The following is a 26,570-nucleotide window of genomic DNA, read 5'->3' as shown; positions in this document are numbered from 1 at the left end:
CTGATCGCGGGGGTGATTGGCTCTGGGATGATCGGCGCCGAGCCCGCCTCGCTCCCCTTCAAGTCCTCCCCCGTCCCCGGGGGCGTGGCGGTCATCGCCCTCCCGGGCCAGGGTGCGGCGCCCAGGGCGACCTATCGCGGGGAGCCGGTGCTGGTGCGGCGGAGCGCCCGCGGCTGGCAGGCGGTGGTGGGCATCCCGCTGAGTGCGAAGCCTGGCCGGGAGGCGATCGAGGTGGGTGGCCAGGCGGTCTCCTTCACCATCAAGCCCAAGCGCTATCCCGAGCAGCGCATCACCCTGAAGGACCAGCGGAAGGTGACGCCCAACGCCGAGGATGAGGCGCGCATCGCCCGGGAGCAGGCGCTCATGGCGCCGGCCTGGAAGGCCTGGCCGGAGGGGCTGGTGCCTTCCCTGCGCTTCCACCAGCCCACGCCGGGTGGCCTCACCAGCTCCTTCGGCCTGCGCCGGATCTTCAATGGCGAGCCCCGGGCCCCCCACGCGGGCCTGGACATCAAGGCCCCCGCGGGCCAGGCCGTGCGCGCGCCGGCTGCGGGCGTGGTGGTGCTCACGGGCGACTTCTTCTTCAGTGGCAATGCGGTGTTCTTGGCCCACGGCGAAGGCGTGGTGAGCCTCTTCGCCCACCTGTCGAAGGTCACCGTGAAGCAAGGACAGTTGGTCCAGCCGGGTGATCTGCTGGGCGAAGTCGGCATGACCGGCCGGGCCACGGGCCCGCACCTGCACTGGTCCCTCAGCCTCAACAACGCCCGAGTGGATCCGCGGCTCTTCCTCTAGGGTGCGGAGGGGCGGTACCCCTTCGTCTGCACGAGGATGACGCCAAGGATGGCGATGGCGCCACCCAGGATGGTGAGCAGGGAGGGCACCTCGCCGAGCCACACCCAGGCGATGAGGCTGGCCAGCACCGGCGAGAGGTAGAGGAAGCTGGAGAGCAGGGACGCGGGCATGCGGGAGAGGGCGAGGTTCCACAGCACGTAGGCGATGGCCCCGGGGAAGACGCCCAGGTAGACCACCGCCAGCGTCGCCGAGGGTGCGGCCAGCGGGGCCTTGTGGAGGAGGCCGGGCAGGAACACGAGCATGGGCAGGGTGCCCGCCCAGATGGAGTAGCAGGTGAAGGCGAGCGCGGAATGGCGGCGGAAGCTCCGCTTGGACAGGATGGAATAGACCGCGGCCACGGCGGCGGACAGCAGGATGAGCAGGGCTCCGGGCGTGAAGCGCAGGCCCCGGCCGCTGCTGAGCGCGATGAGCGCCACACCAGTGAAGGCCACCAGGATGCCGCCCCAGCCGTGGCGCGTGAGGCGCTCGCCCAGGAAGAGGGCCGAGAGCAGGGCGGTGAACACGGGGCCGGCGGCGATGAGCAGGGAGGCGGCCCCCGCCTGGACCGTCAGCTCCCCGAAGTTGAGGGCCACGTGGTAGACGCTGATGCCCAGGAAGCCCGCCAGGGCGATCATGGGCAGGTCGCGCCGCTCCGGCAGCCGCATGCGTATAGCCAGCGCGTAGCCGGCCAAGACGACGGAAGCCGTGCCGAAGCGCAGCAGGGCCAGCTCCCCAGGGCCGTACCCATCGAGGCCGGGCAGGCCCGCGGGCGTGATCCGCAGGCCGGCCCGGATGCCCGCAAAGGCCGAGGACCAGAGCAGCAGCACGCCGGCGATGGCCAGCCAGATTCGGGGATCACGCTTCCAGGTCATGTCTTCCACCCTATCGGAGCGCGGGAAGAATGCACCCGTGCCGCCTGGTGGCCTGCCAGCCGCGCCGTGCGTGAAGCACCGACCTCCCGCCCGGATCCGTCGTGAGATTCATGGTCAGGGCGGGGCCACGTGCCTACACTCAACACACGGTCTAGGAAATACCAGGCGATCCCAGGTCGCAGAAGGGATTCCACCATGCCGACACCTGCAGCCACCCCCGAGATCGCTTTCTGGCGGCTTCCTCTCGCCGGACTGCTGGAGAAGTTGGGCGCGACGGCTAACGGATTGAGCCGCGCCGAAGCCACGGCGCGCCTGGCGAAGTTCGGCCCCAACGTGACCAGCGGCGAGCGGAAAAGGGCCGTCATCCTGCAGTTTCTGGCGAAGTTCCTCAACCCGCTGGTGATCATCCTGCTCGTGGCCAGCGCCATCTCGGGCGCTACCGGAGACCGGGTCAGCTTCATCATCATCAGTGCCATCGTGCTGATCAGCGTGACCCTGGATTTCGTCCAGGAACATCGGGCCGGCCAGGCGGCGGAGCGGCTGCGGGATTCGGTGGCGGTGCGGGCGCGGGCTCAGCGGGACGGGCAGACCGTCGACATTCCTCTCGCCGAGATCGTGCCGGGAGATGTGGTCCTCCTCGCCGCCGGGGACCTGATCCCGGGCGATGGCCGCGTGCTGGAGGCCAAGGACCTGTTCATCAACGAGGCCCTCCTGACCGGGGAGCCGTATCCCGTGGAGAAGGCGCCGGCGGAGCTGCCCGATCAGGCGGAGGTGCTCCGGGCCGGCAACGCCGTGCTCATGGGCACGTCCGTGATCAGCGGCTCGGCCAAGGTACTGGTGTGCCGCACGGGCCAGGGCACGTCCCTTGGAGAGATCGCCGACACCCTGGCCGCCAAGGCCCCGGCCAACTCGTTCCAGCAGGGCACGCAGAAATTCGGCCTGCTCATCATGCGCATGACGATCCTCCTCGTCCTGTTCGTGCTGCTGGCCAACGCCTTCTTCCACCGACCGTGGCTGGAATCATTCCTGTTCGCCGTGGCCCTGGCGGTGGGGCTGACGCCGGAGCTCCTGCCCATGGTGGTCTCGGTGACCCTGGCCCGGGGCGCGTTGCGCATGTCCGCCAAGAAGGTGATCGTCAAGCGCCTGGATTCCATCCAGAACCTCGGCAGCATGGACGTGCTCTGCACGGACAAGACCGGCACCCTCACCGAAGCCAGGATCCACCTGGAACGCCATGTGGATGCCGGTGGCAAGGAGAGCCAGCGGGTCCTGGAGCTGGCCTACTTCAACAGCTTCTTCGAGACGGGGCTGAAGAGCCCGCTGGACGACGCCGTCCTGGAGCACCAGGAGATCGATGCCAAGGCCTGGCACAAGGTCGACGAAGTTCCCTTCGACTTCGAGCGCCGCCGGGTCTCCGTGCTCCTGGAGAACGCCACCGGCAGGCTGCTCGTGGTGAAGGGGGCGCCCGAGGACGTCCTCCGGCTGTCCGAGAGCTACGAGGCGGAGGGGGGCCCCCGCGCTCTGGATACCGCCACCCGGGCCGGCATCACGGCGGTGTTCGAAGGCCTCAGCAAGGAGGGCTTCCGGGTCCTGGGGATCGCCTCGCGCTCCGTGGGGATGGACCATCCGCATGCCGTGGTGGGTGACGAATCGGCCCTGGTCTTCGCGGGCTTCGCGGCCTTCCTCGACCCTCCCAAGGAGAGCGCCAAGCAGGCGCTGGCGGAGCTTGCCGCCGGTGGCGTCACAGTCAAGATCGTCACCGGCGACAACGAGCTGGTGACGCAGCACATCTGTGCCGAGCTCGGCATGCCCGTGGCCGGCGTGCTCACCGGCACGGAGATCCAGCAGCTGGACGATCATGCCCTGCAGGCCAAGGTGGAGCAGGCGAACCTCTTCTGCCGGATGGCGCCCGCCCAGAAGAACCGCGTCATCCTCGCCCTCAAGCAGCGGGGCCACGTGGTGGGCTACCTCGGCGACGGCATCAATGACGCCCCCGCGTTGCACTCCGCCGACATCGGCATTTCCGTGGAGAGCGCCGTGGACGTGGCCAAGGCGTCCGCGACCATGATCCTTTTGGAACACGATCTGGGCGTGCTTCAGGCCGGTGTCCTGGAAGGCCGCCGCACCTTCGGGAACATCATGAAGTACATCATGATGGGCACCAGCTCCAACTTCGGGAACATGTTCAGCATGGCCGGAGCCGCATTGTTCCTGCCGTTCCTCCCCATGCTGCCGGTGCAGATCCTGCTCAACAACCTCCTCTACGATGTGTCCGAGATTCCTATCCCCCTGGACAACGTCGATGAGGAATACCTGGCCAAGCCCCGCCGGTGGGACATGACCTTCATCCGTAATTTCATGCTGGTGATCGGCCCCGTGAGCTCGCTCTTCGATTTCCTGGTCTTCTTCATCCTGCTGAAGATGTTCCATGCGGGCGCCGAGCTGTTCCACACCGGCTGGTTCATCGAGTCCATGGCCTCGCAGGTCCTGGTCATCTTCATCATCCGCACCCGCAGGAACCCCTTCACGAGCCGCCCGAACGCCTGGATCGTCGCTTGCTCGCTCGCCGTGGTGGCGGTGGCCATCGGCCTGCCCTTCACGCCTGCCGGCGTGCACCTCGGGTTCGTGGCGCCTCCGGCCTTCTTCTTCCTGGTGCTGGCGGGCATCCTGGTGGCCTACCTGCTGGCCGTCGAGGGGGTCAAGCAGTGGTTCTTCCGCCACCTGGCCCCGGCCTAAGGGCCATTAGTCCATACCGAGCCGCGCCCGCAGCGCGGCACAAGCGCGCGCCCGGTGGCTGAGGGTGTGCTTGGTGCTGGAAGGCAGCTCACCGAAGGTCTGGTCATAGCCATCGGGGATGAAGATGGGGTCATAGCCGAAGCCGCCCTCGCCACGATGGTCGAAGGCCAGGCTGCCCTCTACGGCGCCGCTGGTCGTGAACGCCTCGCCCTTCATGGGCGCGTAGGCGAGCACGCACACGAACCGGGCCAAGCGGTCCGCCCCCTCGGGGATCATGGCCAGCAGACGCCGGTTCTTGTCGCGATAGGCGGGCAGGTCGGGCGCGAAGCGGGCGCTCAGCACACCCGGGCCGCCCCACAGCGCGTCCACGCAGAGGCCGGAATCATCCGCCAGCACACCATCCACCCGATCCGTTCCGTGAGCCTGCCACCAGGCGCGCGCACCCTCCGCCTTCTGCAGGGCATTGTCCTGGAAAAAGGCCCCGGTCTCCGGGAGCTCTGGCGCCTCCGCGGGCCAGGGAACGAGCGTAACGCCCGGCAGCAGCTCCGCGAACTCGCGCAGCTTGCCGGTGTTGCGGGAGGCGAGAACGATCTTGAGGGGGGAAGGGACGATCAAGCATTCACCTGATGGAGAGGAGAATCATGGGTGGGTGGTGAGGTCTTGCGCATCGCCGCGGGCGATACCAAGGGGAGGACCTTCAGCACCCCACGACCTCCGTGTACCAACTGCGGGCGCGCTCGGGGGTCATGGGGCCGTGGACGAGGGCGCGGCCGTCGGCGAAGAGGGTGATCTCGTCAGGGCCCTCGTGGCCCTTGAGCATCATCCCGACCTGTTTCCAGGGGCTGCGCGTGCGGGTCTCCAGGCGGGCCTTCAGCGCGGTCAGATCGAGCTTCCCGGGCGGGTTCACGCGGATCTGCACACCCTCCAGGCCGCAAAGGGCACTGGCCTTGAGGGTCCACCGGGCATCCAGGAACTCCGTGACCTTCTCCGTGCAGAACCGGCAGCGGGCTCTCGGGGGCTTCAGGAACTGGCGTTCGTCATGCCAGAAGTCGAAGCGCACCAGGTCGGTGTGGGGGGCTTTTCCGGTCAGCATCTTGAGGGCTTCGAGCGCGGCCCAGCTGGCGATGACGCCCACGGCGGGGCCCAGCACGCCGGCGCTGTCGCAGGTGTCCACATCCCCGCCCGCGGGGGGCTCCTCGATGAGGCAGCGCAGGCAGGGGGTGTGCGGCGGGTGCAGGGGCCAGATGACGCCTTCGCCGCCGATGGCGCCGGCGTAGATCCAGGGCGTGCCCGTGAGGATGGCCACGTCGTTGATGAGGAAGCGGGCTTCGAAGTTGTCGGTGCCGTCGCAGATGAGGTCGAAGCCCGACAGCAGCTCCCGGGCGTTGCCGCTGGTGAGGTCGGCCACGACGGGAGTCAGGTCGATGCTCGAATTGGCCTCGCGCAGCCGCTCCGCGGCCACTTCCGCCTTGGGGCGCCCCAGGTCCGATTCGCCGTACAGCAATTGGCGCTGGAGGTTGCTCTGCTCCACCAGGTCGCGGTCGATGAGGGTGAGGTGGCCCACGCCCGCCCGGGCCAGCCAGGGCGCGATGACGGAACCCAAGGCGCCGAGGCCCAGCACCGCCACCCGCTTGGAGCGCAAACCCTCGTCCGCCTCGCGGCCGAGAAAGATGCGTTGCTTGGCATATCGGTCGATGGACATGCCTGGTGCCTAGGGGAGGGCTGGGTGGCCGGATGGGGAGGTCTCGCGTATCGCCGCTGGCGATACCGAGAAGATGCGTTGCTTGGCATATCGGTCGTTCATGAGGCTCTCGGCTTTCAGCTGTCAGCTCTCAGTCTAAAAGCAACGGCGCCCCACCGGGGCGCCGCGCTGATTGCCGATAGCTGATGGCTGATAGCCTAATTCCCCGCCTGGGCGCCCTCGGCCATGGCCTTCTCGTACTCGGCCTGGAGGCGGCTGGCGTCGGAGATGGCGAACTTGTAGACGTACTCGAAGCGGTCGGCACCCTTGGTGAGGGCGATGATCACTTCATAGACGCCCTCGCCGCTCACCTCGAAGGGGGCCGCGATGACATTGAAGGTGCCTTCCTTGGCGCCGTCGGGGATCTGCACGTCGCTGTCGCGGATCACGTCCTTGCGGTCGCCGGTGGGGCTCACGATGGAGAAGCCGAACTTGAACTGGCCGTCCATGCGGGAGAAGCGGGTGTAGAAGCACACCTTGGGCAGGGTGAAGGGCACCTGGGGCACCACGATGTGGTGGTCGTACAGGCCCATCAGCGAGGTCTTGCCGCCCACCTCCTGGCGGATGTCATCGCAAAGCAGCGTGAATTCGTGCTTGGGGGCCTTGATCTGGACTTCTTGCATGGGGGGGCTCCGAAAAGAGGGGGCATCCTTGGGTGAAGGGAAAGTTTACCCTTGAAGACGGTCCCATCCAACCACGGGTTGGCGGCCGGCCCCGGAGGCTGCATGCGGCATTGGTTGTGGATCCTGTTGATCGCCCTGGGCCTCCAGGCCCAAGAGGCCCGGATTCAGATCCTTGGGACGACGGATCTGCACGGGCACGTGATGGCCGAGGAGACCTTCAGCCTCCAGCCCGCGAACCAGGGCTGGGCAAAGCTCGCCACGCTGATCCGCCGCCAGAGGGCCCTGAACCCCGACACGATCCTGGTGGACTGCGGCGATACGATCCAGGGCGAGCCGCTCAACTATGTCCGGAACACCCTGCGCCGGGACCTTCCGGAGCCCAGCGTGGCCATCATGAACGCCCTGGGCTATGCCGCCATGGCCGTGGGCAACCACGAGTACGACTTCGGCCAGGACCTGCTGCGCGAGGTGGAGAAGCAGGCCCGCTTCCCCTTCCTGTCCGCCAACACCCTGACCGCCAGGGGCCTCCATGCCTTCCCCACCCATACCCTGGTGACCGTGGGCGGGGTGCGGGTGGCGGTGGTGGGCTTCACCACGCCGCGGACCGCGGCCCTGGCCGGCCCCCGGAATGCGACGGACCTGGTCTTCCAGGACATCGTGGCCGCCGCCCGGGAGCTGGTGCCGCGCCTGCGGGAGAAGGAGAAGGCCGACGTGGTGGTGGCGCTCCTCCACTCGGGGCTGGGGACGGTGGATGGCCACGCCGGCGACGAGAACGCGGCCCTGCGCCTGGCGGACCAGGTGCCGGGCCTGGATGCCATCTTCACGGGCCACACCCACCAAGCCATCCAGACCGAGTACAAGGGCATCCCCATCCTCCAGGCCCAGGTCTACGGGCGGGCCCTGGCCGTGGTGGACCTCAGCCTCCGGAAGGAGAAGGGCCGCTGGCGCGTGGGCGCGGCCCAGGGCCGCCTGCTCCGCCCGGAGGCCGATACCCTCGCGGATCCGGAGGTGGCGAGGCTGACCGCGGAGCTGCGCGCCGCCACGGACCGCTACCTGGACACGGCGGCCACCAACCTGCTGGTGGACCTCGACAGCCGCTGGGCCCGCATGGAGGACACGCCGCTGATGCAGCTGCTCCACCAGGTGCAGCGCCAGGCCACGGGGGCCCAACTCTCCGCCGCCGCCAGCCCCGGGGCGCGGCTGTTCATCCCCAAAGGTCCCACCAGCGTGCGGCAGTTCTACGCCCTGGCGCCCTATGAGAACCAGGTGGCGCGCATTCGCATCACCGGGGCCCAGCTCAAGGCCTACCTGGAACACGCGGCCCGGCACTACACCTACAGCTGGGAGCCGGAGCTCTACAACCGCGAGGTCCCGATCCACGACTTCGATACGGTGGACGGCGTGGCCTATGCGCTGAACCTGGGGCGGCCGGTCGGCAGCCGGGTGGCCAGCCTCAGCTACCAGGGCCAGCCCGTGAAGCCGGAGCAGACCTTCACCTTGGCCCTCACGACCTACCGGCTGGGGGGCGGTGGCGGCTACATGGAGGCCATCGGCTTCAAGGGAACCCCGGACCTGGTGACGGAGGCTTCTCAGCGCAACCTGCTGCTGGCCTATGTCCTGGCCCGTCCCACCCTGAACCCGGCGGTCCCCAACGCCTGGCGGACCATCCCCTACCTCGACCGGGAGCGGGTGCTGAACCAGGCCAAGTGAACGCCGGTCTGGAAGGGGTCCGACCTACTTGACCTTCACCAGCATCAGACCGCCCTTCGGGTTGACGAATACCGCGTCGGAATCGAGGATCCCCACGAGGATGTGGCTGTCGTCCAGGCCGGTGGGGAGGAACTCCACGCTTGTGTGCGGCAGGTCCAGCCGGGCGAGCACCAGGCCCTGGAAGGTCCCCCGCTGGGTCGCCGGCACTTGCGTGGCCTTCAGGGCGGCAAAGACCACGCCCTTGCCCACCCACACGGCCAGGGGGCCGCGGTCCAGGGGGCTGCCCTCCAGGGCCGGGGCTGGCGCCGCCTGGTGGCGCAGACTCGTCTCCCCGATCTTCTTTCCGGTATTGGCGTCCAGGATGCTGAGGTTCAGGGTGTTCCCGTCCGCCATCAGGATGTTCCCGCTGTCATCCAGGGTGATGGGCCGCCGGTTCTGGGGGAGGGAGCCCTCCTTCTTCGCGGGCTTGGCGCCGAAGGACCAGATCACCTCGGCGTTGCGGAACTCGCGCTTCTCGATATAGGGCTCGGCCGCCCGATAGGAGAGGATCATGCCCACCGCATCCCAGCTGATGTCGCCGACCTCGGCGGGAAGCCGTACGCTGCCCATGGTGCGCCCGGTCCGGTCGATGTGGGTGAGGGTGGTCCCGTGGGCGACCCAGGCGGTGTTGCGGGGGTCGATCACCCAGCGGTCGGGCTCGCCATCGAGCTTCCCGAGGGGGAGGGTGCCCATGAGGCCGCCGTCCCGGGCCCAGGTGTGCAGGACGCGCCCGGCCGCGTCGTAGAACGTGAAGGAGTCATCCTTGTCCTGCTTGGCCCAGCTGGCGGCCCGACTGGCAGCATCCCAGGCCTGGGCGGATCCCGTCGCGGAGGTTAGACAGAGAAGGGCGCCCAGGATGGACGCGTAGATAGGAAATGACCTCACGAGAGCCTCGGGGAAAGAACGCACTGCCACGGTGGGTTGGGACCAACCATAGGAATGCTGGAGATCTTTCGCAAGGTTTTACTTAAATGTCACGGAAGAAAGTCCGGATCCTGCCCTCGAGGGACTTGGGGCCGAGGCCCTCTTCCTCCAGCAGGCGCTTGGGGTCGCCATGGTGGACCAGATGGTCAGCAACGGCGCAGCGGAGCAGGGGGCGGGTCAGCCCCGCGTCCGCCAGCGATTCGGCCACAGCCCCCCCGAACCCGGCGGGGGCGCAGCCCTCCTCGAGGGTGACCACGGCCTTGCAGCGGCCGGCCCAGGCATGGAGGAGGGCCTCGTCCAGGGGCTTCACGAACCGGGCATTGATGACGGCGCAGGAAACGCCCTCCCCCGCCAGGGTTTCCGCGATCCGCAGGGCCGGATCCACCATCGCGCCCAGGGCGCAGAGCAGGAGGTCGCTGCCTTCCCGGAGCAGCTCACCCTTGCCCACGGGCAGGGCCGTGATGGGTTCCTCCAGGGCCACGCCCAGGCCATTGCCGCGGGGATAGCGGAGGGCGGCGGGGTGCCCGCAGTAGAGGGCCGTCATGAGCATGCGCCGCAGTTCATTCTCATCCTTGGGGGCCATGAGGATGATGTTGGGCAGGCAGCGCAGGTAGGCCAGGTCGTAGAGGCCATGGTGAGTGGGGCCGTCGGCGCCCACGATGCCCGCCCGGTCCAGGGCGAAGGTCACGGGCAGGTCCTGGATGCAGACATCATGGGCCACCTGGTCGAAGCCCCGCTGGAGGAAGGTGCTGTAGATGGCGCACACGGGCCGCATGCCCTGGGCCGCCAGGCCCGCGGCGAAGGTGACGGCGTGCTGCTCGGCGATGCCCACGTCGAAGCAGCGGTCGGGGAAGGCCTTCTGGAACAGGTTCAGGCCTGTGCCGTCCAGCATGGCGGCCGTGATGCCGACGATCTTCTCGTCCTTCTTCGCCAGCTCCACGAGGGCCTTGCCGAAGACGCTGGTGTAGCTGGGGGGGGCGGGCTTCGACGGGTCCCCCTGGACCTTGATGATCTCGCCGGCCTCGGCGTCGAAGGCGGTGACGCCATGCCACTTGAGGGGGTCCTGCACGGCGGGCTCATAGCCGTAGCCCTTCTTGGTCTGCACGTGGAGCAGGACGGGGCCTTCCTTCATCTTCTCCTTGGCCTCGGCCAGCGCCTTGGAGGTGGCGTTCACGTCGTGGCCGTTCACGGGCCCGATGTAGCGGAAGCCCAGGTCCTCGAAGAGCAGCCCGGGCACCATGAGGCGCTTGAAGCTCTCCTCGCTCCACTTGGCGGCCTTGGCCACGCCCTTGCTGAGGCCCTCCAGGGGGATGGCCTTGATGGCATGCTCGATGCGGTCGCGCCAGCGCTGGTAGTACTGCCCCGACATGATCTGGTTCAGGTAGCCCTGCAGCGAGCCCACGTTGGGGTTGATGCTCATGTCGTTGTCGTTGAGGATCACCAGGAAGTTCTTCGCCTCCAGGTAGCCGGCCTGGTTGAGGCCCTCGAAGGCCATGCCCGCGGTCATGGAGCCGTCGCCGATGACGGCGATGCAGGCGTGGTCCTGCTTCTGCAGGTCCCGGGCCTTGGCCATGCCCAGCACGGCGGAGATGCTGGTGCTGGCGTGGCCGGCGCCGAAGTGGTCGTAGGGGCTCTCGTCCCGCTTGAGGAACCCCGACAGGCCATGGTGCTGGCGCAGGGTGGGGAAGCGGTCCTTGCGGCCCGTGAGGATCTTGTGCGGGTAGGCCTGGTGGCCCACATCCCACACGATGCGGTCCTGGAGGAAGTCGAAGTGGTGGAAGAGGGCCACGGTCAATTCCACCGTGCCGAGGTTGGAGCTGAAGTGGCCGCCGGTCTCGGAGACGGAGGTGATGATGAAGGCCCGCACCTCGGCCGCCAGGCGCTCGAGCTGCTCCGGGGTGAAGTGGCGGATCTGCTGGGGGGCCGCCAGGGAATCGAGCAGGGGATAGGGGCTGGAAGAGGTCTCCACCTGGGTGCCTACTTCGCCCGCTGGGCCAGATGCCGGGCCCAGGCTTCCAAAGACCTGCGATTGGGAAGGGATGCTAGATGACATAGGGCAGTCTCGGTGGCTTCACTCAGGGCGTTGCGGGCGCCGTCCAGGCCCAGGAGCGAAGGGTAGGTGATCTTACCCCTGCCCGCATCCTTTCCGGCGCGCTTGCCCAGATCGGCGTCGGTGGCGGTGGCGTCCAGGATGTCGTCCTGGATCTGGAACGCGAGGCCGATGGCCTCGCCATAGGCCCGCAGGGCGGCGCGATCCGCGGAGGTGGCACCGCCCAGCACCGCGCCGATCTCCAGGGAGGCCCGCAGGAGGGCGCCGGTCTTCAGGCGGTGGATGAGCCGGAGGTGGCCCAGGTCATAGGACTCGAGCGTCTCGCCCTCGAGATCCAGGGCCTGCCCGCCGGCCATCCCCCGCCAGCCAGCGCCTTCGGCCAGCAGGGCCAGGGCCTCGGCCCGCCGGCCGGGCTCCAGGTCCGCCGCGGCCAGCACGCCGAAGGCCTCGGTGAGCAGGGCATCGCCCGCCAAGATGGCGTGGCCCTCGCCGAAGACCTTGTGATTGGTGGGCCGGCCCCGGCGGAGGTCGTCGTCGTCCATGGCGGGCAGGTCGTCGTGGATGAGGGAGTAGGTGTGGACGTATTCCAGGGCCAGGGCCCCGGGGAGCGCCTGTTCCGCGGTGCCGCCCACGGCCTCGGCGGCCAGGAGGCAGAGGACGGGCCGTACGCGCTTGCCGCCGGCCTCCAGGCTGTAGCGCATGGCCTCGCCCAGGCGGACGGCCTCGCCCGCCCGGAAGGGGGCCGTGAGGGCGGTGTCCAGCAGCGGAAGCAGGCGGTCCAGGTCGGCCTGGACCTGCGTGGCGGCGCCGCTCATCGGCCATCCTTCGCATCGTCCAGGGGGTCCGCCCGGTATTCGCCGCCCAGGCCGGCCTTCAGGACCTCGACCCGGCGCTGGGCCTCGGCCAGCTGCTTCTGGAGGGCCTGGCTCAGCTGGACGCCCTCTTCGAACCTGGCGAGGGCCTCCTCCAGGCTGAGGTTGCCAGACTCCAGCTGCTGCACCAGGGCCTCCAGCCGGTCCAGGCCATCGTCGAAGGAGGGTTGGGCGCTCATGGGGGTTCCGAAGGAAGGGGCCCGCGAGGGCCCCCTCCAGTCTAACCGGAGCTCAGTGCTTGCTCTTCACGGCGTCCTTCATCTCCTTGCCGCCATCCTTCATGGTGTAGCCGGCCGGCAGGGCCCAGGCGCTTTCGGGGATGGCGGTGGTGGACACCTCGGTGGCCACGGTGGTCACGTCCATGCCCATGAGGCCGGTGATGTGCGTGCGGAGGGGCACGCCCTTGAGCTTGGCGGTCTCCTGGTAGACCCGCTTGAAGAGGGTGCCCATGGGACCGGGGGCCCGGTTGAGCATGGTCATGGAGTGGGCGTAGTCCTTGATCGGGAACTGGAGGGAGGGGTCGATGCTCAGCTCCTCCACCATCTTGCCCAGGGTGATGCGGACCTTCTTGCAGGGGCGGCCCAGGACCGTGTCCGCGCCCAGCTGCTCGACCTTCACCTCGGACACATCGCCGAACATCATCTTCGTGACCATCTCGGGCATGCCGGCCATCTGGTCCTCCAGGGCCTGCATGGTTTCCTGCATGTCCTTGAAGGTGAACTTGGTGATGACCTTCTTCGCGTGGTCGATGCTGTAGATGACCTCATGACCGTAGTCCACCAGGCTGTCGACCTTCGCCCCCGCGTGGTTGACCCGCATCCGCGTGGCGCTGAGGTACTGCACCTGGGAGCCGTCCTTGGCCATGGCGCCCTTGCCCGTGACCTGAGAGGTGATGGTGAGGTCGCCGGCGAAAAGGCTGGTCGCGGAAAGAACCATCCCGAGGGCAAGTGCCAGAAGGGTGTGCATGGGAATTCTCCGTGGAAGGGATGTCGAGAGCATACGCCAGGACCAGGGCCGGGGCCAGGTGGGGTACCTTCTTGGCTGGGGGTGGCGATGGCCCGGGTCCTCGTGGTGGATGACAGCAAGGAGACCTGCGAGTTCCTGGAGGAGCTGCTGGGGACGATGGGGCTCGAAGTGGCCAAGGCCACACACCCCGATCGGGCCATCGAGCTGCTGCGGAAGGGCGGCTTCGACCTGCTGCTGTCCGACATCAACCTGGAGGCCAAGAAGGACGGCCTGGACCTGCTGCGGGAGGCCAAGCCCCTGGGCGTGGACACCATCCTGCTGTCGGGCTTCGGCACCCTGGAGACCGCCATCGAGGCCGTGCGGGAGGGGGCCTTCGACTTCCTCAGCAAGCCCTGGAACAACGAGGAGCTGAAGGCCCTGGTGACGCGGGCCCTCGCCCGCCGGCAGTCCGCCGGCCAGGGGGCAACCCAGGACGCCTCGCCCAAGGCCCGGCGCAGCCTCATGATCGGCTCCAGCGCAAAGATGATGGCGGTCTACAAGACCATCGCCAGCCTCCAGAACAGCCGGGCCACGGTGCTCATCACCGGGGAGAGCGGCACGGGCAAGGAGCTGGTGGCCCGCAGCATCCACCTCTCCAGCGACCGCCGGGACCGCGCCTTCGTGGCCGTGAACTGCGGCGCCCTGACGGAGACCCTGCTGGAATCGGAGCTCTTCGGCCACGTGAAGGGCTCCTTCACGGGCGCCGTGAACGAGAAGCCGGGCCTCTTCGAGGAGGCCTCCGGCGGCACCATCTTCCTGGACGAGATCGGGGAGACCAGTCCCAGCTTCCAGGTGCGCCTGCTGCGGGTGCTCCAGGAGCAGGAGATCCGCCGCGTGGGGGGCAACAAGACCATCAAGGTGGATTCCCGCGTCATCGCCGCGACCAACCGCGACCTCCAGCAGATGGTGAAGGCCGGGACCTTCCGCGAGGACCTCTACTACCGCCTCAGTGTGGTGGAGCTGGCGGTTCCGCCCCTCCGGGAGCGGGGGGACGACGTGGGGGCGCTGCTGGACCACTTCCTGGCCGAGTTCGGCCAGAAGGATCAGCAGACCTACCACCTGCACCCGGAGGCGCGCCGGGTGCTCGAGGCCTATTCCTGGCCGGGCAACGTGCGCGAGCTGAGCAATGCCGTGGAGAACCTGACCCAGCTGAGCCGGGGCCGGGAGATCACCGTGGACGACCTGCCGGCCAAGATCCAGGCCGACGTGCTCAAGCGGGCCCTGCTGAGGCCGGAGTCTCCCGAGGGGACCCCCTCCCTGATCGAGGACTGGCCTTCCCTGGACGAGCTGGAGCGCCGCTACATCCAGATCCTCGTGGGGCGGCACAAGGAGAAGCAGCGGATCGCCGAGATCCTCGGGGTGGACCGGACCACCCTCTATCGGAAGCTCAAGCGCTACGGATTCCACGAAGGCGAGTAGCAGGCTGCCACGAGTGGCAGAATGCAACGGATCCCGGGAGTGCGGATATCATTTAAGCATTGATTTGATTCAATATGAATATTGGCCCGAATGCTGCTTCCTGGAGACCACTTCCGGCCGTGCCGGATCAACCCAGGGAGAACCCCCATGAAGAAGCTTGCTGCGCTGCTCGTCGCCGCCGCTCTGATCAGCCCCGTGTTCGCGGAAGAGGCGAAGAAGCCCGAAGCGAAGAAGGTCGAGACCAAGAAGGTCGAGAAGAAGGCTGAGAAGAAGGCCGAGCCCAAGAAGGAAGAGGCCAAGAAGGCCCTGACCGTCGCCGAGGAGAAGAAGGCCGAGGCCGCTCCCAAGGCCGAGAAGAAGGCCAAGAAGCACCACAAGAAGGCTGCCAAGAAGGCCGACGCTGCTCCTGCCGCCGAGAAGAAGGCCCTGACCACCGAAGAGAAGAAGGCCGAGCCCAAGAAGGCCGAGAAGAAGGCCGAGCCCAAGAAGGAAGAGAAGAAGGCCGAGGCCAAGAAGGCCATGACCGCCGAAGAGAAGAAGGCTGAAGCCGCCCCCAAGGCCGAGAAGAAGGCCAAGAAGCACCACAAGAAGGCCGAGAAGAAGGCCGAGGCCGCTCCTGCCGCCGAGAAGAAGGCCATGACCGCCGAGGAGAAGAAGGCTGAGGCCGCTCCCAAGGCTGAGAAGAAGGCTGCCAAGAAGGCCGAGCCCAAGAAGGAAGAGAAGAAGGCCGAGGCCAAGAAGGCCATGACCGCCGAAGAGAAGAAGGCTGAAGCCGCCCCCAAGGCCGAGAAGAAGGCCAAGAAGGCGAAGAAGGCTGCCAAGAAGGCCGAGGCCGCTCCTGCCGCCGAGAAGAAGGCCATGACCGCCGAGGAGAAGAAGGCTGAGGCCGCTCCCAAGGCTGAGAAGAAGGCCGCCAAGAAGGCCGAGCCCAAGAAGGAAGAGAAGAAGGCCGAGGCCAAGAAGGCCCTGACCGCCGAAGACGAGAAGGCCGAGAAGGCTGCCAAGGCCGAGAAGAAGGCCATGAAGAAGGCCGCCGAGAAGAAGGAAGAGAAGGCTGAGAAGGCTGCCAAGGCCGAGAAGAAGGCCGTGAAGGCTGAGAAGAAGGCTGAGAAGAAGGCCGCCGAGAAGAAGGAAGAGGCCAAGAAGTAACAGGCTTCACTGGTTCACGAAAAAGCGGGCTTCGGCCCGCTTTTTCGCGTACCGCTTTCCGGTGCGGCGCCCCGGGGCCATGATGGAAGCCATGATCGATCCGCTCCTCGACCTCACCGCTGAAGTCCGCGCCCGCCTCCAGGTGCTTCCCGAAGGGGGGAGACCCCAGCTCCTGGGGTGCGTGGAGGGATTCTGCATGCTCCGGGACCAGGCCGGGCTCCACCACCGGCCGGCCGGCCAGGCCGCGCTCCCCGCCGGGCCCTGGGACTTGTCCCCGCTCATCGACCACACCCTGCTGAAGGCCGAGGCCACCGGGGCCCAGGTGGAGCGCCTCTGTGCCGAGGCCCTGAAGCACGGGTTCGCCTCGGTCTGCATCAATCCTCTGTGGGTGCCCCTGGCGTCCTCCCTGCTGAAGGGCAGCGCGGTCCGGACCTGCACGGTGGTGGGCTTCCCCCTGGGCGCCTCATCTCTGCGCGCCAAGGCGCACGAGGCAGAACTGGCCGTGCGGGACGGGGCCCAGGAAGTGGACATGGTGCTGGCGGTCGGGGCCGCCAAGGCCGACGACTGGGACACGGTCCGTCGGGACCTGGAGGGGCTGCGGGCCGCGGTCCCTGCGCCCACGGTGCTGAAGGTGATCCTGGAGACCTGCCTGCTCACCGACACAGAGAAGACCCGGGCCTCGACCCTGGCCCTGGAGGCGGGTCTCGATTTCGTGAAGACCTCCACGGGTTTCTCCACCGGGGGGGCTACGGAGGCCGACGTGGCGCTCATGCGCCGGACCGTGGGCACGGCCATGGGGGTGAAGGCCTCCGGCGGCATCCGCACCTATGAGGGGGCGCTGGCCATGGTCCTGGCCGGGGCGACGCGCCTGGGGCTTTCCGCCTCCGTGGCCGTGATTCAGGGGGGAGCCGGATCGGAGGCCTACTGAAAAGTGCTATCCTCACAGATAGCAGTCCCGCCGGAGGTTCTTGTGGCAAAGCTTGATCTCATCATGTTCGAGGAGGAGTACAAGCTCCTCCACGAGATCATCAGCCGCCTCCAGAAGGATGCCTCCGCCAAGGTGGTGTTCCTGGTGGACAAGAACGGCCAGCAGATCGCGGCCGCCGGGGACGTGAAGAGCATCGACGCCACCAGCCTGGCCTCCCTCACCGCCGGCAATGTGGCCGCCACGGACGGCCTGGCCAAGCTCATCGGCGAGAAGGAGTTCAGCCTCCTCTTCCACGAGGGCGAGAAGGACAACCTGCACATCTCCATCGTGGGCAAGCGGGGCATCCTGGTGGTGATCTTCGACCAGAATTCCAGCCTCGCGCTGGTGCGCCTGCGGGTGAAGAAGGCCAGCAAGGAACTCCAGGAGATCTTCGACCAGGTCGAGCAGCGCGCGCAGAAGGAATCCGATGGCGGCAGCCGCTTCGAGAGCCCCTTCTCGGAGATCACGGACGAAGACATCGACCGCCTCTTCGGCGACTAGGGCCGGGGACGTCATGACCTTCATCAACTACGCATCGCGCGAGATCAACTGCAAGATCGTCTACTACGGTCCCGGCCTCTGCGGGAAGACGACGAACATCCAGTGGATCTTCGAACAGGCCAACCCCGACAAGCGGGGCAAGCTGGTCAGCCTCGCCACCGAGACGGACCGCACCCTCTTCTTCGACTTCCTGCCCCTGGACATGGGCATGGTCAAGGGCTTCAAGGTCCGCTTCCACCTCTACACCGTGCCGGGCCAGGTCTTCTACGACGCCAGCCGGAAGCTCATCCTCCGCGGCTGCGACGGCATCATCTTCGTGGCTGACAGCCAGAAGGCGCGCATGGAGGCCAACATCGAGTCCATCGCGAACCTGGCCACCAACCTCAAGGAGAACGGCTTCGACGTGCGGTCGATCCCCTATGTCCTCCAGCTGAACAAGCGGGACATGCCCTCTGCCGTGCCTGCCGCCGAGATGGAGCGCCTGCTCCGGTTCCGGGGCGAACCCATGATCGAAGCCGTGGCCAACCAGGGCACCGGCGTCATCGAGACCCTCAAGGCCGCCGCCCGCCAGATCCTGATGGAACTGCAGAAGAACTAGCCCCGAGCGACCGGGATCACAGGTCCCGCCCCTCCCCGCTTGAATCTGCGCCCGCCTCAGGTAGAATGGACCCTTGCCCTTTCCGGAGTAGCTCAGGGGTCAGAGCGGGTGACTGTTAATCACTAGGTCGGGGGTTCAAATCCCTCCTCCGGAGCCAGCAAAATCAAGCACTTACGGCCACCCCCCAAGGTGGCCGTTTTTGTCGTTGTCACACTGTTGTCCCACTGTGGCGAAAACGATGGTTGCGAGTGTGAGGCCGATACTCGCATCTCCACGCAAGGCGGTGGCACTTTTTGGCACTTTGCCGGTCATCGACCCATGATGCGATCCCACATCCACGCGCCGAAGAAAGTCAGGATCATGGATGAAACCCACCAGGTGAGGATGCGGCGGCGGATTTCTTGGTCCATCGGAACCTCCAGGCCGTTGCCCAATGCCCGTGGGGATGCCCCTAGTAATTGAAGTGGATGGTGCCCACCGGACAGTCACAGGCGTTTGCCTCGCAAGCTCGCTTGGCATCCTCCAATTCCGATTCGAGCTCGGACACCTTCGATTCCAATTCATTCGCCCTGTTTGTGAGGTAGGCAACCTGTGAATTCAGATGATCCATTTCGGCCCGAGTCGGTGGCCTGTCACAGCCGACCAAGGCAATTAAGGTAAGCAGAGGCAAAACTTTTCTCATGCTGTCTCCAGGCGAGGCTTGCAGCCGAAGGGCGGTATCTGTGCCGCTAGCCTACTCTCATCGCCCCACTTGCAGGTCCGCCATGCGGAGGAGCTGGGAGGGCGACCAGAGGTTTGCCCAGTCATCGGGCATAGAACCACCGGCGCGGATGCGTCGGGCGACTTCTAAGAGGTTCTCCGTTGTTGCCGGGAGACCTGGCTTGACCCGTTCTAGGGCACTCAATCGGCGTTCAAGATTGCCACTCACGCAGCACCGAGGAGAGACATCCACCGATCCCTCGTTTCTAGATTCGGGGCTGAGTCGTTGATGATCTGTAGGCATTGGATTGCAAATACTGCATCCGAAATCCTCCCCATTTCTTGATCTACAGCAACGCCAAGAACTTCAAGCAGTGCTGATTCTGGCAATTCACCCATTACGATGCGCCAGGGATTCTTGGAGGCCTTGCGGCGGCGCTCCAAGGCTCGGATGCGTTTGTCTAAACGGCTCATTGGCCCCCCTTGAGTTCCCTCTGTGCGATCCGTTCTCTGCGGCCTGGATACATGGCCTCCAATTCGTCATCAGTGGCGGGGCGGCCCTCAATGACCTCACTGGAAAGGATGTTGATAAAGTCGCAATCCTCGCCGGGTGCCGGTTCTTCCCCTGCTAGGTAGGTCACGGTTCCATCCGGATGGTGGAATCGTATAACCCGATGGACCTGGCGAGGCTCGATTTGCTCCTCAAGGGCCTTCACCCTGCGATCAATGGCGCGGCTCATGCTGTCCTCCGAAGTTGGGATGAGGTTTCCAGGGCTTCCACTCGCTTCTCTAGATCGTGCTCCCCCAGAACCTGGGACAGGGACAGGGCGCAATAGATCAGCACGCGGGCCTTTCCTGGATCGACGCGATCCGCCTCTAGCTCCCGGTAAACATGGGCGAGGGCGCGGCGGATATCTTCCTGTGTTTTCAGGCTTCGAACGGCCATGGGTGGGTCTCCTTTGAATCGTGAGAATTGACGAAGGTTTCAGGCTTGTTCAGAGGGTGGGAAGGTTGCCCTTGCGTGTAACTTTTGGCGGGTATCCGTTGATCACTACTAGGTGCCGGATAGATGGATGCACCAGCGGCACCAGGTGGGCAGGGAAGGGCACCAGGCGGCCCGCGGCGAGGCTTGCCTCATGGGCAGCATCGGCTCGGGCCTCGGCTTCCAGCAGGGCCAGCAGGCCATCCCGATTTTCCTGAATCAATCCCAACACCTCGGGCGAAGGTTCGGCGTCACCTGATAACCGAAGGCCACCAGGGCGAAGGCCCAGGCGATAGCCCAAGCCTTCCACCTCTGCCAGAGCTTCCCGCGGCGTCACAGATCCACCGTGAAGGCTTCACCAGAGACAGCCTTGAAGGGCGCTCGATCTTCGGGCATCGCAGGTTTGCTACTGCTATTCCTGCTATTCCTGCTACCGATCGCCTCGTTTTGAGGGTTCAGGGTGCTAGGAATAGCAAAAGTAGCAGGAATAGCGGTAGCAGGCTCCACAGGTGCCAGGATCGAAGGGTTCAAGGTGATGAACCTTCGCTTGCCTTCGGTTATCCGTCTGGCCCGGCCTAGTTCCTCCAGTTCCATCATGGCGGCGTCAATCTTGGCCTTTTCTCTCAGGGTGCCCGGGCCGAATTGCTGCACCTCTTTCGTGGGCACTTCGCTCGATCCGTTCTTCCGGCACCGATTCACCAGCCAGGATTCAAGGTGGGCGGCATCCGCAAGGCCAGCAGGCAGGGCGAGTTCCCCGAAGAACCGCCTAGCTTCGTTCAGGTGCCATTCTGCGATCCGGGCCGCGGATCGGAAGCTATCCACTCCCACGGCACCGCCAGCAGCACCCTCGAAAGCATGGAACAGGGCGGCCATCCGGGCGGCGTTGTCTGCGATCTTCGAGGCAACATCTCGAATATCGTGAAACCTCTCGCCGTTGGGCAGATCCCGTTCGATCCGATCGTGGAAGGCCACCCATTCGGCCTTTGCTTCCACCGAGAAAGACAGCATGGCCGGCGCTAGGGCGCCATCCCCATCTATGGGCGCGGGCAGGTTCAACAGGGCTTCAATGCGCCGATTGAAGGCGCTCAAGTAGGGCCAGGTTGCCGGTGCTTCGGTGAAGGGCCTCGATCCTTGGGTAGATTCAGGCCAGGCCACCAGGAACCGCGCCATGAAACCGGATCCTCGGGCCAGGGTGCCGGATTGATCGAAGAAGGCCCGCAGGGTAGCTTCCTGCACCTGAAGGGCGATGGAGAGTCTGGCACCTCGCACCGTAAAGGATTCAGAGGTTCGGCGTTCGGTAGCTATCTCGGTTCCGTCCCATAGCTGATTCAGGGTTCCCAGGTTCCGCATGGCCGATTCGTTGCCCATGCCATGCGAACCGAATACGATCCCGGCTTCACTCGATACCACCCCACCCGAAGGCCACACTTTCGCTAGGCTCCACTTCAAAGATTCGGGAGTCGCATCGGCATAGATCAATCTAGGCACCCGCGGGCCTTCGGGCTTCTCATGCTCCAGATCCCGCAGTTTCCGTTCGAGGGCTTGGGTATCCTTGCCCGCCTTTGCACCGGCGCGAATCCCATCCTTGATGCCGTTACGCTGGGCTTCCCAGGCGTCCAGGGCGGCGCGGTAGTCCTTCACCGCGGGCTTTGCCAGTTCCGCCTGCTGGGCCTCGTAATCCCGAATGACTCGGGTGAAGAATCCATCGCAGGTGGATTTCCTCTCGCCTGAATCGGCAATAGTCAACAGGAACAGGCCCACAGGCCCCGCCAGCTTTTCCGCCCGCCTCATGTCCCAATGGGCTTGGGCCGCCAGGGACAGGGCCGCAAGGGCCGAAGATGCCACCAGAGGCACCGGAGCCTGGACGAATCCTTGAACCTCTTCCACGGCGGCGCGGATCACTTCTGGCAGGGCATCCACGGGATAGGGCAGGGCTTCCACCCGTGAGGTGAAGGGCTGGGCCTCGGGCCATCCCTGCGGATTCTCGCCAGCGTTAGCAGCTCGGGCGGCTTCATTTTTCCCAGCTTCCTTTGCGGGCGATGGGACAAGACCGGCACCCTCCAGGCATACCCTCACCGCCTCAAGGCCCCGCGATTGGTGAAGATCGTTATAGTCCGTTGCCCTTTCGGGCCGATCCTCACCGAATACAGGAAGGGCGATCTTGGCACCGATGGCGCGGGCGGCTTCCGTGGCCTTAGCTCGCCCAGGGTTTCCATCGGTGCGGTAATCGTCATCCGCGGCAATCACCAGATCCAGGCCCGGGTACTTTGCCCGCAGGGATTCGGCCACAGGTTGCAGGTTTCCGGCGTCGAAGGCTACGGCCACCGCTTGCCCGGTAGCCTCATGAATACTCGCCGCGGTAGCGAATCCTTCCGCCACATACAGCACACCGGCAGGCTTCCCGATGCTGAAGTAGCAGGCCCGCTTCCGGCCACCAGGAAGGAACAACTTCCCGCCATCCTGCCCGATGAATTGAAGGGAGTGCAGCTTGCCTTCCGCATCCCGTACAGGAAGTACCAGATCACCTTTCCGATAACCGTTGGATACGATCCGGGCGCCGTGGGCCTTGATGCCCTTCCGGGTGAGGTAGGGATGCCCGGTGCAGGGCAGGGCCGAATCCCAAACCCGTTTGGCCCGTTCCCTGGCCTCTGCCTTTCGCCGCTTATCCTCTGCCTCGCGGGCCTTCCGCATGGCCTCGGTATGGGATCGGTGGGCGGCTTCTTCTTCGGGCGTCAGGGTGCGGCCAATATCGGCCCGCCAGTTCTCCCACCCTTCACCATCCCGCCAGTTCTCAAATCCGCCAGCAGGGATACCGTCCAGGTGCAGTAGGTATGCACCGTCATTCTCACCACCGCGGCCTTCCGCATGGCATCGGTGGATCTCACCATCGGCCTGGATCTCAACTGGTGGGACAAGGCCCCGCGCATGTAATGCCTCTTTGAATTGATCTACAGCATCAAGCATGGAACAACCCCAATCTGCGAATTAGGGATTCCGCCATCCGGGCAGGGAACAGGCCCCGCACCGTCAGGTACACTAGGCACCGTTTGAGACAGGCCCGCGCCATGTCTCGATTTCCACCCGCTTCAGTGCCCATCGGATCACCCGGCCTTCCGGGCGTCATGTTCGGAAGTCGAGGTGGCTGTATTGGCCTCGATCCACTCCGCAAGGGCTGAAGGCGTGTAGCGAATTCGATTCCCCAGGCGCATAAACCGCGGGCCTTTGCCTTCGCACCGATAGGCCGCAAGCGTCCACTCGGAACAATTCAGGAAGGCCGCCGCGGCCTTGGGGTCTAGCAGGGCACCACTTGCAAGCGGGGCGGGTTTGGTTTTCTCTGTGTTGCTCATTCTGGCTCCGTTGGGCCCGGCATGGGCCTTAGGTAGTCAGAATGGTTTCTGGCGAATCAAAAACAATGGTTAAATCGTTGTATATCATCATTAGGATGTTATTAACTATCGAATTGATTCCCAGTTATCCGCACCCTCCACTAGCGAAATTGCCCCCCACTTGCCCGCTTGCCAGTAACCACCTCGAAGATTTTTCCAGCGAGACCACGAACTGAAAGTGCGTATTGGAATTTCTGTTCTTTCCCACGCTTCCCAAGTTCCGCCAGGAGCCATTCGCAGTGTTCTTTCAGTAGCAGACTCGCTTGATCGATGGGCTTCTTTGCGAATTTCCCGCTTCCACGATAGCTTTCCCGCAAGGGCTTCCACTTCTCTTCCAAGTTCTGCATTCGGATCAACCAAAGAATTTCAGGGCTTGAGAAAAAGGCCTCCATCTGGCGTTGTTTGAACCGCAATGGTTCGCCGATTTCCGACTCGACGCCAGAACCAGGTCTGGTCCATAAAAGGCGAGCCAATTGGTTTAGAGGCGGTGCATCTGGGTCGGGTAGCCATTCGCCATGCACGGTAAGTCGGGCCACCGGTCCCAAGTGGAGTAGTTCGTTCATGAGATGCCGTGCTTTGATTGATACCCTCTGTATAGATTCTTGAATTTGGAGACCGTTGCTCTCCGGCTTATCCCATAGTTCAGCGGCGTAGTCGGTCCCAATTTTCGCCAACTCAACCATCACAAATTCTTCATCCAACCCTGTGAATTGACTACGAAGCTGACGAGCGATGAGTCGATAAGAAAGCGGATCCTTGGCCTTAATAATTTTCGGCGTCAGCCTGACGCTTTTGCTTGAGGAGGCACTGCCTTCATCCCCTTTTTTCACGCTGCACCCCGCCGATGCCCCCGCAAAGGCGGCGCGGCACCCGGTGCGGGTTCCGAGGTTCGGGAGCTACCCTAGCCGCGCCGATTCGAGTTTAGGCTGTCTTGAGGTTCGGATCCGTCAAGGCATCGTATCCCGCTTCCGAGTGCTCAATTCCGCGAATGGCCAGCACATCGAGCAGGTGTTGAAGATCCTCCATCGGTTGCCCGTCCCAGGTAAACGGCCCTTTTCCCTCTGCCTGACTCAGCAGGAAGGCCACACTTCGCAGAGCCTGGAAGGTTCGGCTTGATTCGTAAAGGGCCACTTCCGCGGCCTTGATTCGTTCTTGCTCGCTCATGGTTCCTCCGATCTGTTCAACAGATCCTCAAGGGCCACAGGTGCGGGATCACCCGCGGCGGGTTCAAAGGCGGCTCGGATGATTCGGCCCAGCAGGCGGCCAGGTGGCACCGCCAGGCGCTCGCAGGCGGCTCGAAGTAGCGCGGCCTCATCTTCCCGAAGGCGGAAAGACACCTGCACCGTTTGGATTTCCGCTTTTGGCCTTCCTGCCATGATTCACCTCATGCCCAACAGGTTAGCGTCCCCTCGCGCCCGCGCAAGAGTATTTTTACTTTTGATAATATCAATTATGTAACATTAAAAATAAACTAAGGCCAATGATTTCAAGGCCGTGAAAAAAGCTTTGAAGCGTTCTACGGTAGTGTTCCACGGCCCCGCGGGATCATGCACCCTTTGCTGTTCGTTTGGCTTGGGCCTCTTCCTTGGCCGCCTTCGCTTCCGCTTCCAAATCCACGGATCCCGCCAGCAGAGCGGCCATGCGGGCGCCGATGGTCTCGACCACATCCCGAAGAGGATCGGCACCGATCCGGGCGTATCCCGCAGTGACAGATCCAGCACTGTGGCCCAGCAGGGCGGCCACGATCAATTCCGGATAGCCCATGCGGGCGGCCAGACTGGCGAAGGATCGCCGCAGATCGTGAATCGTCACATCCGACACATCCACGCGGGATTTCTTAGGCACCTTGGCCTTCTCCTGAAGGGTGCCCACCGCATCCCGCACCCGTTCCCAAATCTTCTGAAGGCCCACCAGGGATTCGCCAGCGTCATGGCCCGGGATCACATATGGATTGCCCAGCACCTTTGGTAAGGCCTCCAGGAGGTTGCAGGCGGCGGTAGAGAGCTGCACGATTCGGACGCCTGCCTTCTTGGCCGTTTTGTGGTACTCAAGGCGGATCCGCGCTGCGTCCAGATCCACCGCGGTCCAGGGCAAGGCGGGGACCTTCTCAATGATGGCGCGAGTTTCCTTGTCCCTCTTTCGGTCTCCGATGAGTTCCGACTTCCGCATCCCGGTCAGGAGATAGAGGCGGAAGGCCGCGAGTGCGTGGCAATCCTCGGAAGGTAGTGCATCCACAGGTCGTTCCTCGCCCGCGGGTGTGGGTTCCAGATGGCGCATGGTTTCACCCAGGGCCAGCAGTTCCCGATCCGACATGTGCCGGTCCTTCTTAACCTCGGGTGCTCGGGCTTGTCCCTTCGCAGGGTTGGTGCCAGCAGGGCAGAAACCCCAAAGGGCACCCATTGAAAACATCTTGGAAAGGACGGCCCGCACCCGGTTCGCCTCGATACCCTTCGGTGTTTCTAATCGGATCTGAGACAGCAGGGCGGCCACATCCGACGAATCAACATCCTTGATTCGTTTTGATCCCAGGGCCGGAAGGATTCGTTTGCCTAAGAGTCGCTCGTACTGAATTCGAGAGTTTTCCTTGAGCGCGGGCAGGTGTTCCTTCCTGAATTGATCTGCCAGATCCTTGATCGTCTTGGCCTTCCGTTCTTCCTTCTTCTTTGCCGCGGGATCGTTGCCATCGCCTATGTCACCCAGCAGGGAGAGCGCCTTCTTCCGAGCCTGGGCCACCGTCAATTCCGGCCATCGGCCCAGGGTGTGGGCCTTCTGGTGCCCATGCACCCGGAACCGCAGCACCCAGGACAGCACGCCCGCAGGCGTTACTTGGATATTCAGGCCGCGCACCTCTGCATCTGGCACCCGATACATAGCCGCCTTCGGCTTCAATCCCTCAATGGTCGCCTTCTTGAGATTCACACCCGCCAGCTTGCCCATACCCGCACCCCGCCCCTTGTCTCATGGCGAGCCATTGTCACACCATTGTCCCATCCTGGCCACAAAATCAGCTCATGAAAATCCAATACAACCCAATCTTGGTTCGTCTTTAATATAGTAATGGCGGGCATTCATACAAAGTTGACCGACTTGGACACAAAGAGACACAAATGCGAAAAAAACAACTGTTAATCACTAGGTCGGGGGTTCAAATCCCTCCTCCGGAGCCAAAACCAAAGGGGTCCCATCGGGACCCCTTTGGTTTTGGTTGAGGAATGGGTGGATTTGAACCCCCGAGTGGCAGCCGGCCCGCGAGCGCGCCGCTCCGGCAGCGCGCGGCGCTGTTGGAGCGGAGGAAGCGCGAGGGGTTCGCCGGCAACGGGTTCAAATCCCCACGCCCAGCAAGCCGCCTGTGCCTCACGGAGGGCCCCCCGGGCTGTGATTCTGCGAGTGCGTGGCGCGAGCGGAGGGTAGGTCAAGGAGGCGGTTGGCGGTGGCCGGAGGCGAAAAGGATGATCCTGTTCCCATTCAG

At 64.9% G+C, this 26,570-nt stretch carries 26 protein-coding genes and 1 tRNA gene; 10 read left to right on the top strand and 17 right to left on the bottom strand.

Annotated features, from left to right (window positions below):
- Positions 1 to 27: 27 nt before the first annotated feature.
- The gene (locus tag QSJ30_RS08680; protein ID WP_285608416.1) at positions 28 to 789 is read left to right on the top strand and encodes a peptidoglycan DD-metalloendopeptidase family protein; all 762 of its coding nucleotides are present in this window, start codon (positions 28 to 30) and stop codon (positions 787 to 789) included.
- On the opposite strand, the gene QSJ30_RS08675 is transcribed toward QSJ30_RS08680, so the two are convergent.
- Complete coding sequence (locus tag QSJ30_RS08675) at positions 786 to 1,700, bottom strand: DMT family transporter (RefSeq protein ID WP_285608414.1); 915 nt, start codon at positions 1,698 to 1,700, stop codon at positions 786 to 788. The two genes, QSJ30_RS08680 and QSJ30_RS08675, sit on opposite strands and share 4 nt — an antisense overlap.
- A gap of 195 nt (positions 1,701 to 1,895) precedes the next feature.
- Between QSJ30_RS08675 and mgtA the strand changes: the two genes are divergently transcribed.
- Positions 1,896 to 4,436: a magnesium-translocating P-type ATPase gene (mgtA, locus tag QSJ30_RS08670; protein ID WP_285608412.1), complete on the top strand. Its 2,541-nt coding sequence runs from the start codon at positions 1,896 to 1,898 to the stop codon at positions 4,434 to 4,436.
- Positions 4,437 to 4,442: 6 nt separating this feature from the next.
- Here mgtA and QSJ30_RS08665 read toward each other — a convergent pair whose 3' ends face one another.
- From QSJ30_RS08665 to QSJ30_RS08655, 3 genes are all read right to left on the bottom strand, one after another.
- Complete coding sequence (locus tag QSJ30_RS08665) at positions 4,443 to 5,051, bottom strand: non-canonical purine NTP pyrophosphatase (protein WP_285608411.1); 609 nt, start codon at positions 5,049 to 5,051, stop codon at positions 4,443 to 4,445.
- Positions 5,052 to 5,133: 82 nt separating this feature from the next.
- Positions 5,134 to 6,138: a ThiF family adenylyltransferase gene (locus QSJ30_RS08660; protein WP_285608409.1), complete on the bottom strand. Its 1,005-nt coding sequence runs from the start codon at positions 6,136 to 6,138 to the stop codon at positions 5,134 to 5,136.
- 197 nt (positions 6,139 to 6,335) lie between these two features.
- Positions 6,336 to 6,800 (bottom strand): DUF6941 family protein, encoded by a 465-nt coding sequence (locus QSJ30_RS08655; RefSeq protein ID WP_285608407.1) that lies wholly within the window; start codon positions 6,798 to 6,800, stop codon positions 6,336 to 6,338.
- A 102-nt stretch (positions 6,801 to 6,902) separates the two neighbouring features.
- Here QSJ30_RS08655 and QSJ30_RS08650 point away from each other — a divergent pair, with 102 nt between their 5' ends.
- Positions 6,903 to 8,510 carry a bifunctional metallophosphatase/5'-nucleotidase gene (locus tag QSJ30_RS08650; protein ID WP_285608405.1) on the top strand — a complete coding sequence of 536 codons (1,608 nt, stop codon included), beginning with the start codon at positions 6,903 to 6,905 and terminating at the stop codon, positions 8,508 to 8,510.
- A 24-nt stretch (positions 8,511 to 8,534) separates the two neighbouring features.
- Here the strand turns inward: QSJ30_RS08650 and QSJ30_RS08645 are convergent, their stop codons facing one another.
- From QSJ30_RS08645 to QSJ30_RS08625, 5 genes are all read right to left on the bottom strand, one after another.
- Entirely contained in the window at positions 8,535 to 9,434 is a 900-nt protein-coding gene (locus QSJ30_RS08645; protein WP_285608403.1) for a hypothetical protein, read from the bottom strand.
- An 82-nt stretch (positions 9,435 to 9,516) separates the two neighbouring features.
- Positions 9,517 to 11,442: a 1-deoxy-D-xylulose-5-phosphate synthase gene (gene dxs, locus QSJ30_RS08640; protein WP_285608394.1), complete on the bottom strand. Its 1,926-nt coding sequence runs from the start codon at positions 11,440 to 11,442 to the stop codon at positions 9,517 to 9,519.
- Between the two features lie 8 nt (positions 11,443 to 11,450).
- Complete coding sequence (locus tag QSJ30_RS08635; protein ID WP_285608392.1) at positions 11,451 to 12,338, bottom strand: polyprenyl synthetase family protein; 888 nt, start codon at positions 12,336 to 12,338, stop codon at positions 11,451 to 11,453.
- Positions 12,335 to 12,574 (bottom strand): exodeoxyribonuclease VII small subunit, encoded by a 240-nt coding sequence (gene xseB / locus QSJ30_RS08630; RefSeq protein ID WP_285608390.1) that lies wholly within the window; start codon positions 12,572 to 12,574, stop codon positions 12,335 to 12,337. The genes QSJ30_RS08635 and xseB overlap by 4 nt, the downstream gene beginning before the upstream one ends.
- A gap of 52 nt (positions 12,575 to 12,626) precedes the next feature.
- Positions 12,627 to 13,361 carry a DUF4412 domain-containing protein gene (locus QSJ30_RS08625; protein ID WP_285608388.1) on the bottom strand — a complete coding sequence of 245 codons (735 nt, stop codon included), beginning with the start codon at positions 13,359 to 13,361 and terminating at the stop codon, positions 12,627 to 12,629.
- Between the two features lie 87 nt (positions 13,362 to 13,448).
- Here QSJ30_RS08625 and QSJ30_RS08620 point away from each other — a divergent pair, with 87 nt between their 5' ends.
- From QSJ30_RS08620 to QSJ30_RS08595, 6 genes are all read left to right on the top strand, one after another.
- Positions 13,449 to 14,819 carry a sigma-54-dependent transcriptional regulator gene (locus tag QSJ30_RS08620; protein ID WP_285608386.1) on the top strand — a complete coding sequence of 457 codons (1,371 nt, stop codon included), beginning with the start codon at positions 13,449 to 13,451 and terminating at the stop codon, positions 14,817 to 14,819.
- Positions 14,820 to 14,966: 147 nt separating this feature from the next.
- A complete protein-coding gene (locus tag QSJ30_RS08615; RefSeq protein WP_285608384.1) occupies positions 14,967 to 15,968 on the top strand; it encodes a hypothetical protein in 1,002 nt (333 codons plus the stop codon).
- 91 nt (positions 15,969 to 16,059) lie between these two features.
- Positions 16,060 to 16,896, top strand: coding sequence for a deoxyribose-phosphate aldolase (gene deoC, locus QSJ30_RS08610; RefSeq protein ID WP_285608382.1), 837 nt, complete (start codon positions 16,060 to 16,062; stop codon positions 16,894 to 16,896).
- Between the two features lie 42 nt (positions 16,897 to 16,938).
- Positions 16,939 to 17,436 carry a roadblock/LC7 domain-containing protein gene (locus QSJ30_RS08605; RefSeq protein ID WP_285608380.1) on the top strand — a complete coding sequence of 166 codons (498 nt, stop codon included), beginning with the start codon at positions 16,939 to 16,941 and terminating at the stop codon, positions 17,434 to 17,436.
- 13 nt (positions 17,437 to 17,449) lie between these two features.
- Positions 17,450 to 18,034 (top strand): GTP-binding protein, encoded by a 585-nt coding sequence (locus QSJ30_RS08600; RefSeq protein ID WP_285608378.1) that lies wholly within the window; start codon positions 17,450 to 17,452, stop codon positions 18,032 to 18,034.
- Between the two features lie 81 nt (positions 18,035 to 18,115).
- Positions 18,116 to 18,191 (top strand) — tRNA-Asn (locus QSJ30_RS08595).
- A 767-nt stretch (positions 18,192 to 18,958) separates the two neighbouring features.
- Here the strand turns inward: QSJ30_RS08595 and QSJ30_RS08590 are convergent.
- Genes QSJ30_RS08590 through QSJ30_RS08580 form a run of 3 tightly spaced genes read right to left on the bottom strand, consistent with a single transcriptional unit; the run spans position 18,959 to position 19,679 of the window.
- Entirely contained in the window at positions 18,959 to 19,207 is a 249-nt protein-coding gene (locus QSJ30_RS08590; protein ID WP_285608376.1) for a hypothetical protein, read from the bottom strand.
- A complete protein-coding gene (locus tag QSJ30_RS08585) occupies positions 19,204 to 19,473 on the bottom strand; it encodes a hypothetical protein (RefSeq protein ID WP_285608374.1) in 270 nt (89 codons plus the stop codon). Before QSJ30_RS08585 ends, QSJ30_RS08590 begins: the two co-directional genes overlap by 4 nt.
- Positions 19,470 to 19,679, bottom strand: coding sequence for a hypothetical protein (locus QSJ30_RS08580; protein ID WP_285608372.1), 210 nt, complete (start codon positions 19,677 to 19,679; stop codon positions 19,470 to 19,472). The genes QSJ30_RS08585 and QSJ30_RS08580 overlap by 4 nt, the downstream gene beginning before the upstream one ends.
- Positions 19,680 to 19,806: 127 nt before the next feature.
- Between QSJ30_RS08580 and QSJ30_RS08575 the strand changes: the two genes are divergently transcribed.
- The gene (locus QSJ30_RS08575) at positions 19,807 to 19,974 is read left to right on the top strand and encodes a hypothetical protein (RefSeq protein ID WP_285608370.1); all 168 of its coding nucleotides are present in this window, start codon (positions 19,807 to 19,809) and stop codon (positions 19,972 to 19,974) included.
- Between the two features lie 74 nt (positions 19,975 to 20,048).
- Here the strand turns inward: QSJ30_RS08575 and QSJ30_RS08570 are convergent, their stop codons facing one another.
- The 5 genes from QSJ30_RS08570 to QSJ30_RS08555 all read right to left on the bottom strand — a co-directional run bounded on the left by QSJ30_RS08570 (position 20,049) and on the right by QSJ30_RS08555 (position 26,038).
- Complete coding sequence (locus QSJ30_RS08570) at positions 20,049 to 22,679, bottom strand: DUF3987 domain-containing protein (protein ID WP_285608367.1); 2,631 nt, start codon at positions 22,677 to 22,679, stop codon at positions 20,049 to 20,051.
- Between the two features lie 137 nt (positions 22,680 to 22,816).
- Positions 22,817 to 23,062: a helix-turn-helix domain-containing protein gene (locus QSJ30_RS14505; RefSeq protein WP_420798776.1), complete on the bottom strand. Its 246-nt coding sequence runs from the start codon at positions 23,060 to 23,062 to the stop codon at positions 22,817 to 22,819.
- Between the two features lie 140 nt (positions 23,063 to 23,202).
- Positions 23,203 to 23,931, bottom strand: a complete 729-nt coding sequence (locus QSJ30_RS08565; RefSeq protein WP_285608365.1) for a hypothetical protein — start codon at positions 23,929 to 23,931, stop codon at positions 23,203 to 23,205.
- Between the two features lie 91 nt (positions 23,932 to 24,022).
- Complete coding sequence (locus tag QSJ30_RS08560; RefSeq protein ID WP_285608363.1) at positions 24,023 to 24,265, bottom strand: hypothetical protein; 243 nt, start codon at positions 24,263 to 24,265, stop codon at positions 24,023 to 24,025.
- Between the two features lie 381 nt (positions 24,266 to 24,646).
- On the bottom strand, positions 24,647 to 26,038 hold the full coding sequence (locus tag QSJ30_RS08555; RefSeq protein WP_285608361.1) for a tyrosine-type recombinase/integrase: 1,392 nt from the start codon (positions 26,036 to 26,038) through the stop codon (positions 24,647 to 24,649).
- Positions 26,039 to 26,570 lie beyond the last annotated feature (532 nt).

Origin of the sequence: Geothrix edaphica (genome assembly GCF_030268045.1) — a bacterium.
GTDB classification, from domain to species: Bacteria; Acidobacteriota; Holophagae; order Holophagales; family Holophagaceae; genus Geothrix; species Geothrix edaphica.
This window is presented reverse-complemented; position numbering and strand designations above follow the sequence as displayed.

What these genes read in the sequence shown, in the direction of transcription:
- QSJ30_RS08680 (WP_285608416.1), top strand. Translation starts at nt 28, where the DNA reads ATGATCGGCGCCGAGCCCGCCTCGCTCCCCTTCAAGTCCTCCCCCGTC.
- QSJ30_RS08675 (WP_285608414.1), bottom strand. Translation starts at nt 1,700, where the DNA reads ATGACCTGGAAGCGTGATCCCCGAATCTGGCTGGCCATCGCCGGCGTG.
- mgtA (WP_285608412.1), top strand. Translation starts at nt 1,896, where the DNA reads ATGCCGACACCTGCAGCCACCCCCGAGATCGCTTTCTGGCGGCTTCCT.
- QSJ30_RS08660 (WP_285608409.1), bottom strand. Translation starts at nt 6,138, where the DNA reads ATGTCCATCGACCGATATGCCAAGCAACGCATCTTTCTCGGCCGCGAG.
- QSJ30_RS08655 (WP_285608407.1), bottom strand. Translation starts at nt 6,800, where the DNA reads ATGCAAGAAGTCCAGATCAAGGCCCCCAAGCACGAATTCACGCTGCTT.
- QSJ30_RS08650 (WP_285608405.1), top strand. Translation starts at nt 6,903, where the DNA reads ATGCGGCATTGGTTGTGGATCCTGTTGATCGCCCTGGGCCTCCAGGCC.
- QSJ30_RS08635 (WP_285608392.1), bottom strand. Translation starts at nt 12,338, where the DNA reads ATGAGCGGCGCCGCCACGCAGGTCCAGGCCGACCTGGACCGCCTGCTT.
- xseB (WP_285608390.1), bottom strand. Translation starts at nt 12,574, where the DNA reads ATGAGCGCCCAACCCTCCTTCGACGATGGCCTGGACCGGCTGGAGGCC.
- QSJ30_RS08625 (WP_285608388.1), bottom strand. Translation starts at nt 13,361, where the DNA reads ATGCACACCCTTCTGGCACTTGCCCTCGGGATGGTTCTTTCCGCGACC.
- QSJ30_RS08620 (WP_285608386.1), top strand. Translation starts at nt 13,449, where the DNA reads ATGGCCCGGGTCCTCGTGGTGGATGACAGCAAGGAGACCTGCGAGTTC.
- QSJ30_RS08615 (WP_285608384.1), top strand. Translation starts at nt 14,967, where the DNA reads ATGAAGAAGCTTGCTGCGCTGCTCGTCGCCGCCGCTCTGATCAGCCCC.
- deoC (WP_285608382.1), top strand. Translation starts at nt 16,060, where the DNA reads ATGATCGATCCGCTCCTCGACCTCACCGCTGAAGTCCGCGCCCGCCTC.
- QSJ30_RS08600 (WP_285608378.1), top strand. Translation starts at nt 17,450, where the DNA reads ATGACCTTCATCAACTACGCATCGCGCGAGATCAACTGCAAGATCGTC.
- QSJ30_RS08590 (WP_285608376.1), bottom strand. Translation starts at nt 19,207, where the DNA reads ATGAGCCGTTTAGACAAACGCATCCGAGCCTTGGAGCGCCGCCGCAAG.
- QSJ30_RS08585 (WP_285608374.1), bottom strand. Translation starts at nt 19,473, where the DNA reads ATGAGCCGCGCCATTGATCGCAGGGTGAAGGCCCTTGAGGAGCAAATC.
- QSJ30_RS08580 (WP_285608372.1), bottom strand. Translation starts at nt 19,679, where the DNA reads ATGGCCGTTCGAAGCCTGAAAACACAGGAAGATATCCGCCGCGCCCTC.
- QSJ30_RS08575 (WP_285608370.1), top strand. Translation starts at nt 19,807, where the DNA reads ATGCACCAGCGGCACCAGGTGGGCAGGGAAGGGCACCAGGCGGCCCGC.
- QSJ30_RS08570 (WP_285608367.1), bottom strand. Translation starts at nt 22,679, where the DNA reads ATGCTTGATGCTGTAGATCAATTCAAAGAGGCATTACATGCGCGGGGC.
- QSJ30_RS14505 (WP_420798776.1), bottom strand. Translation starts at nt 23,062, where the DNA reads ATGAGCAACACAGAGAAAACCAAACCCGCCCCGCTTGCAAGTGGTGCC.
- QSJ30_RS08560 (WP_285608363.1), bottom strand. Translation starts at nt 24,265, where the DNA reads ATGAGCGAGCAAGAACGAATCAAGGCCGCGGAAGTGGCCCTTTACGAA.
- QSJ30_RS08555 (WP_285608361.1), bottom strand. Translation starts at nt 26,038, where the DNA reads ATGGGCAAGCTGGCGGGTGTGAATCTCAAGAAGGCGACCATTGAGGGA.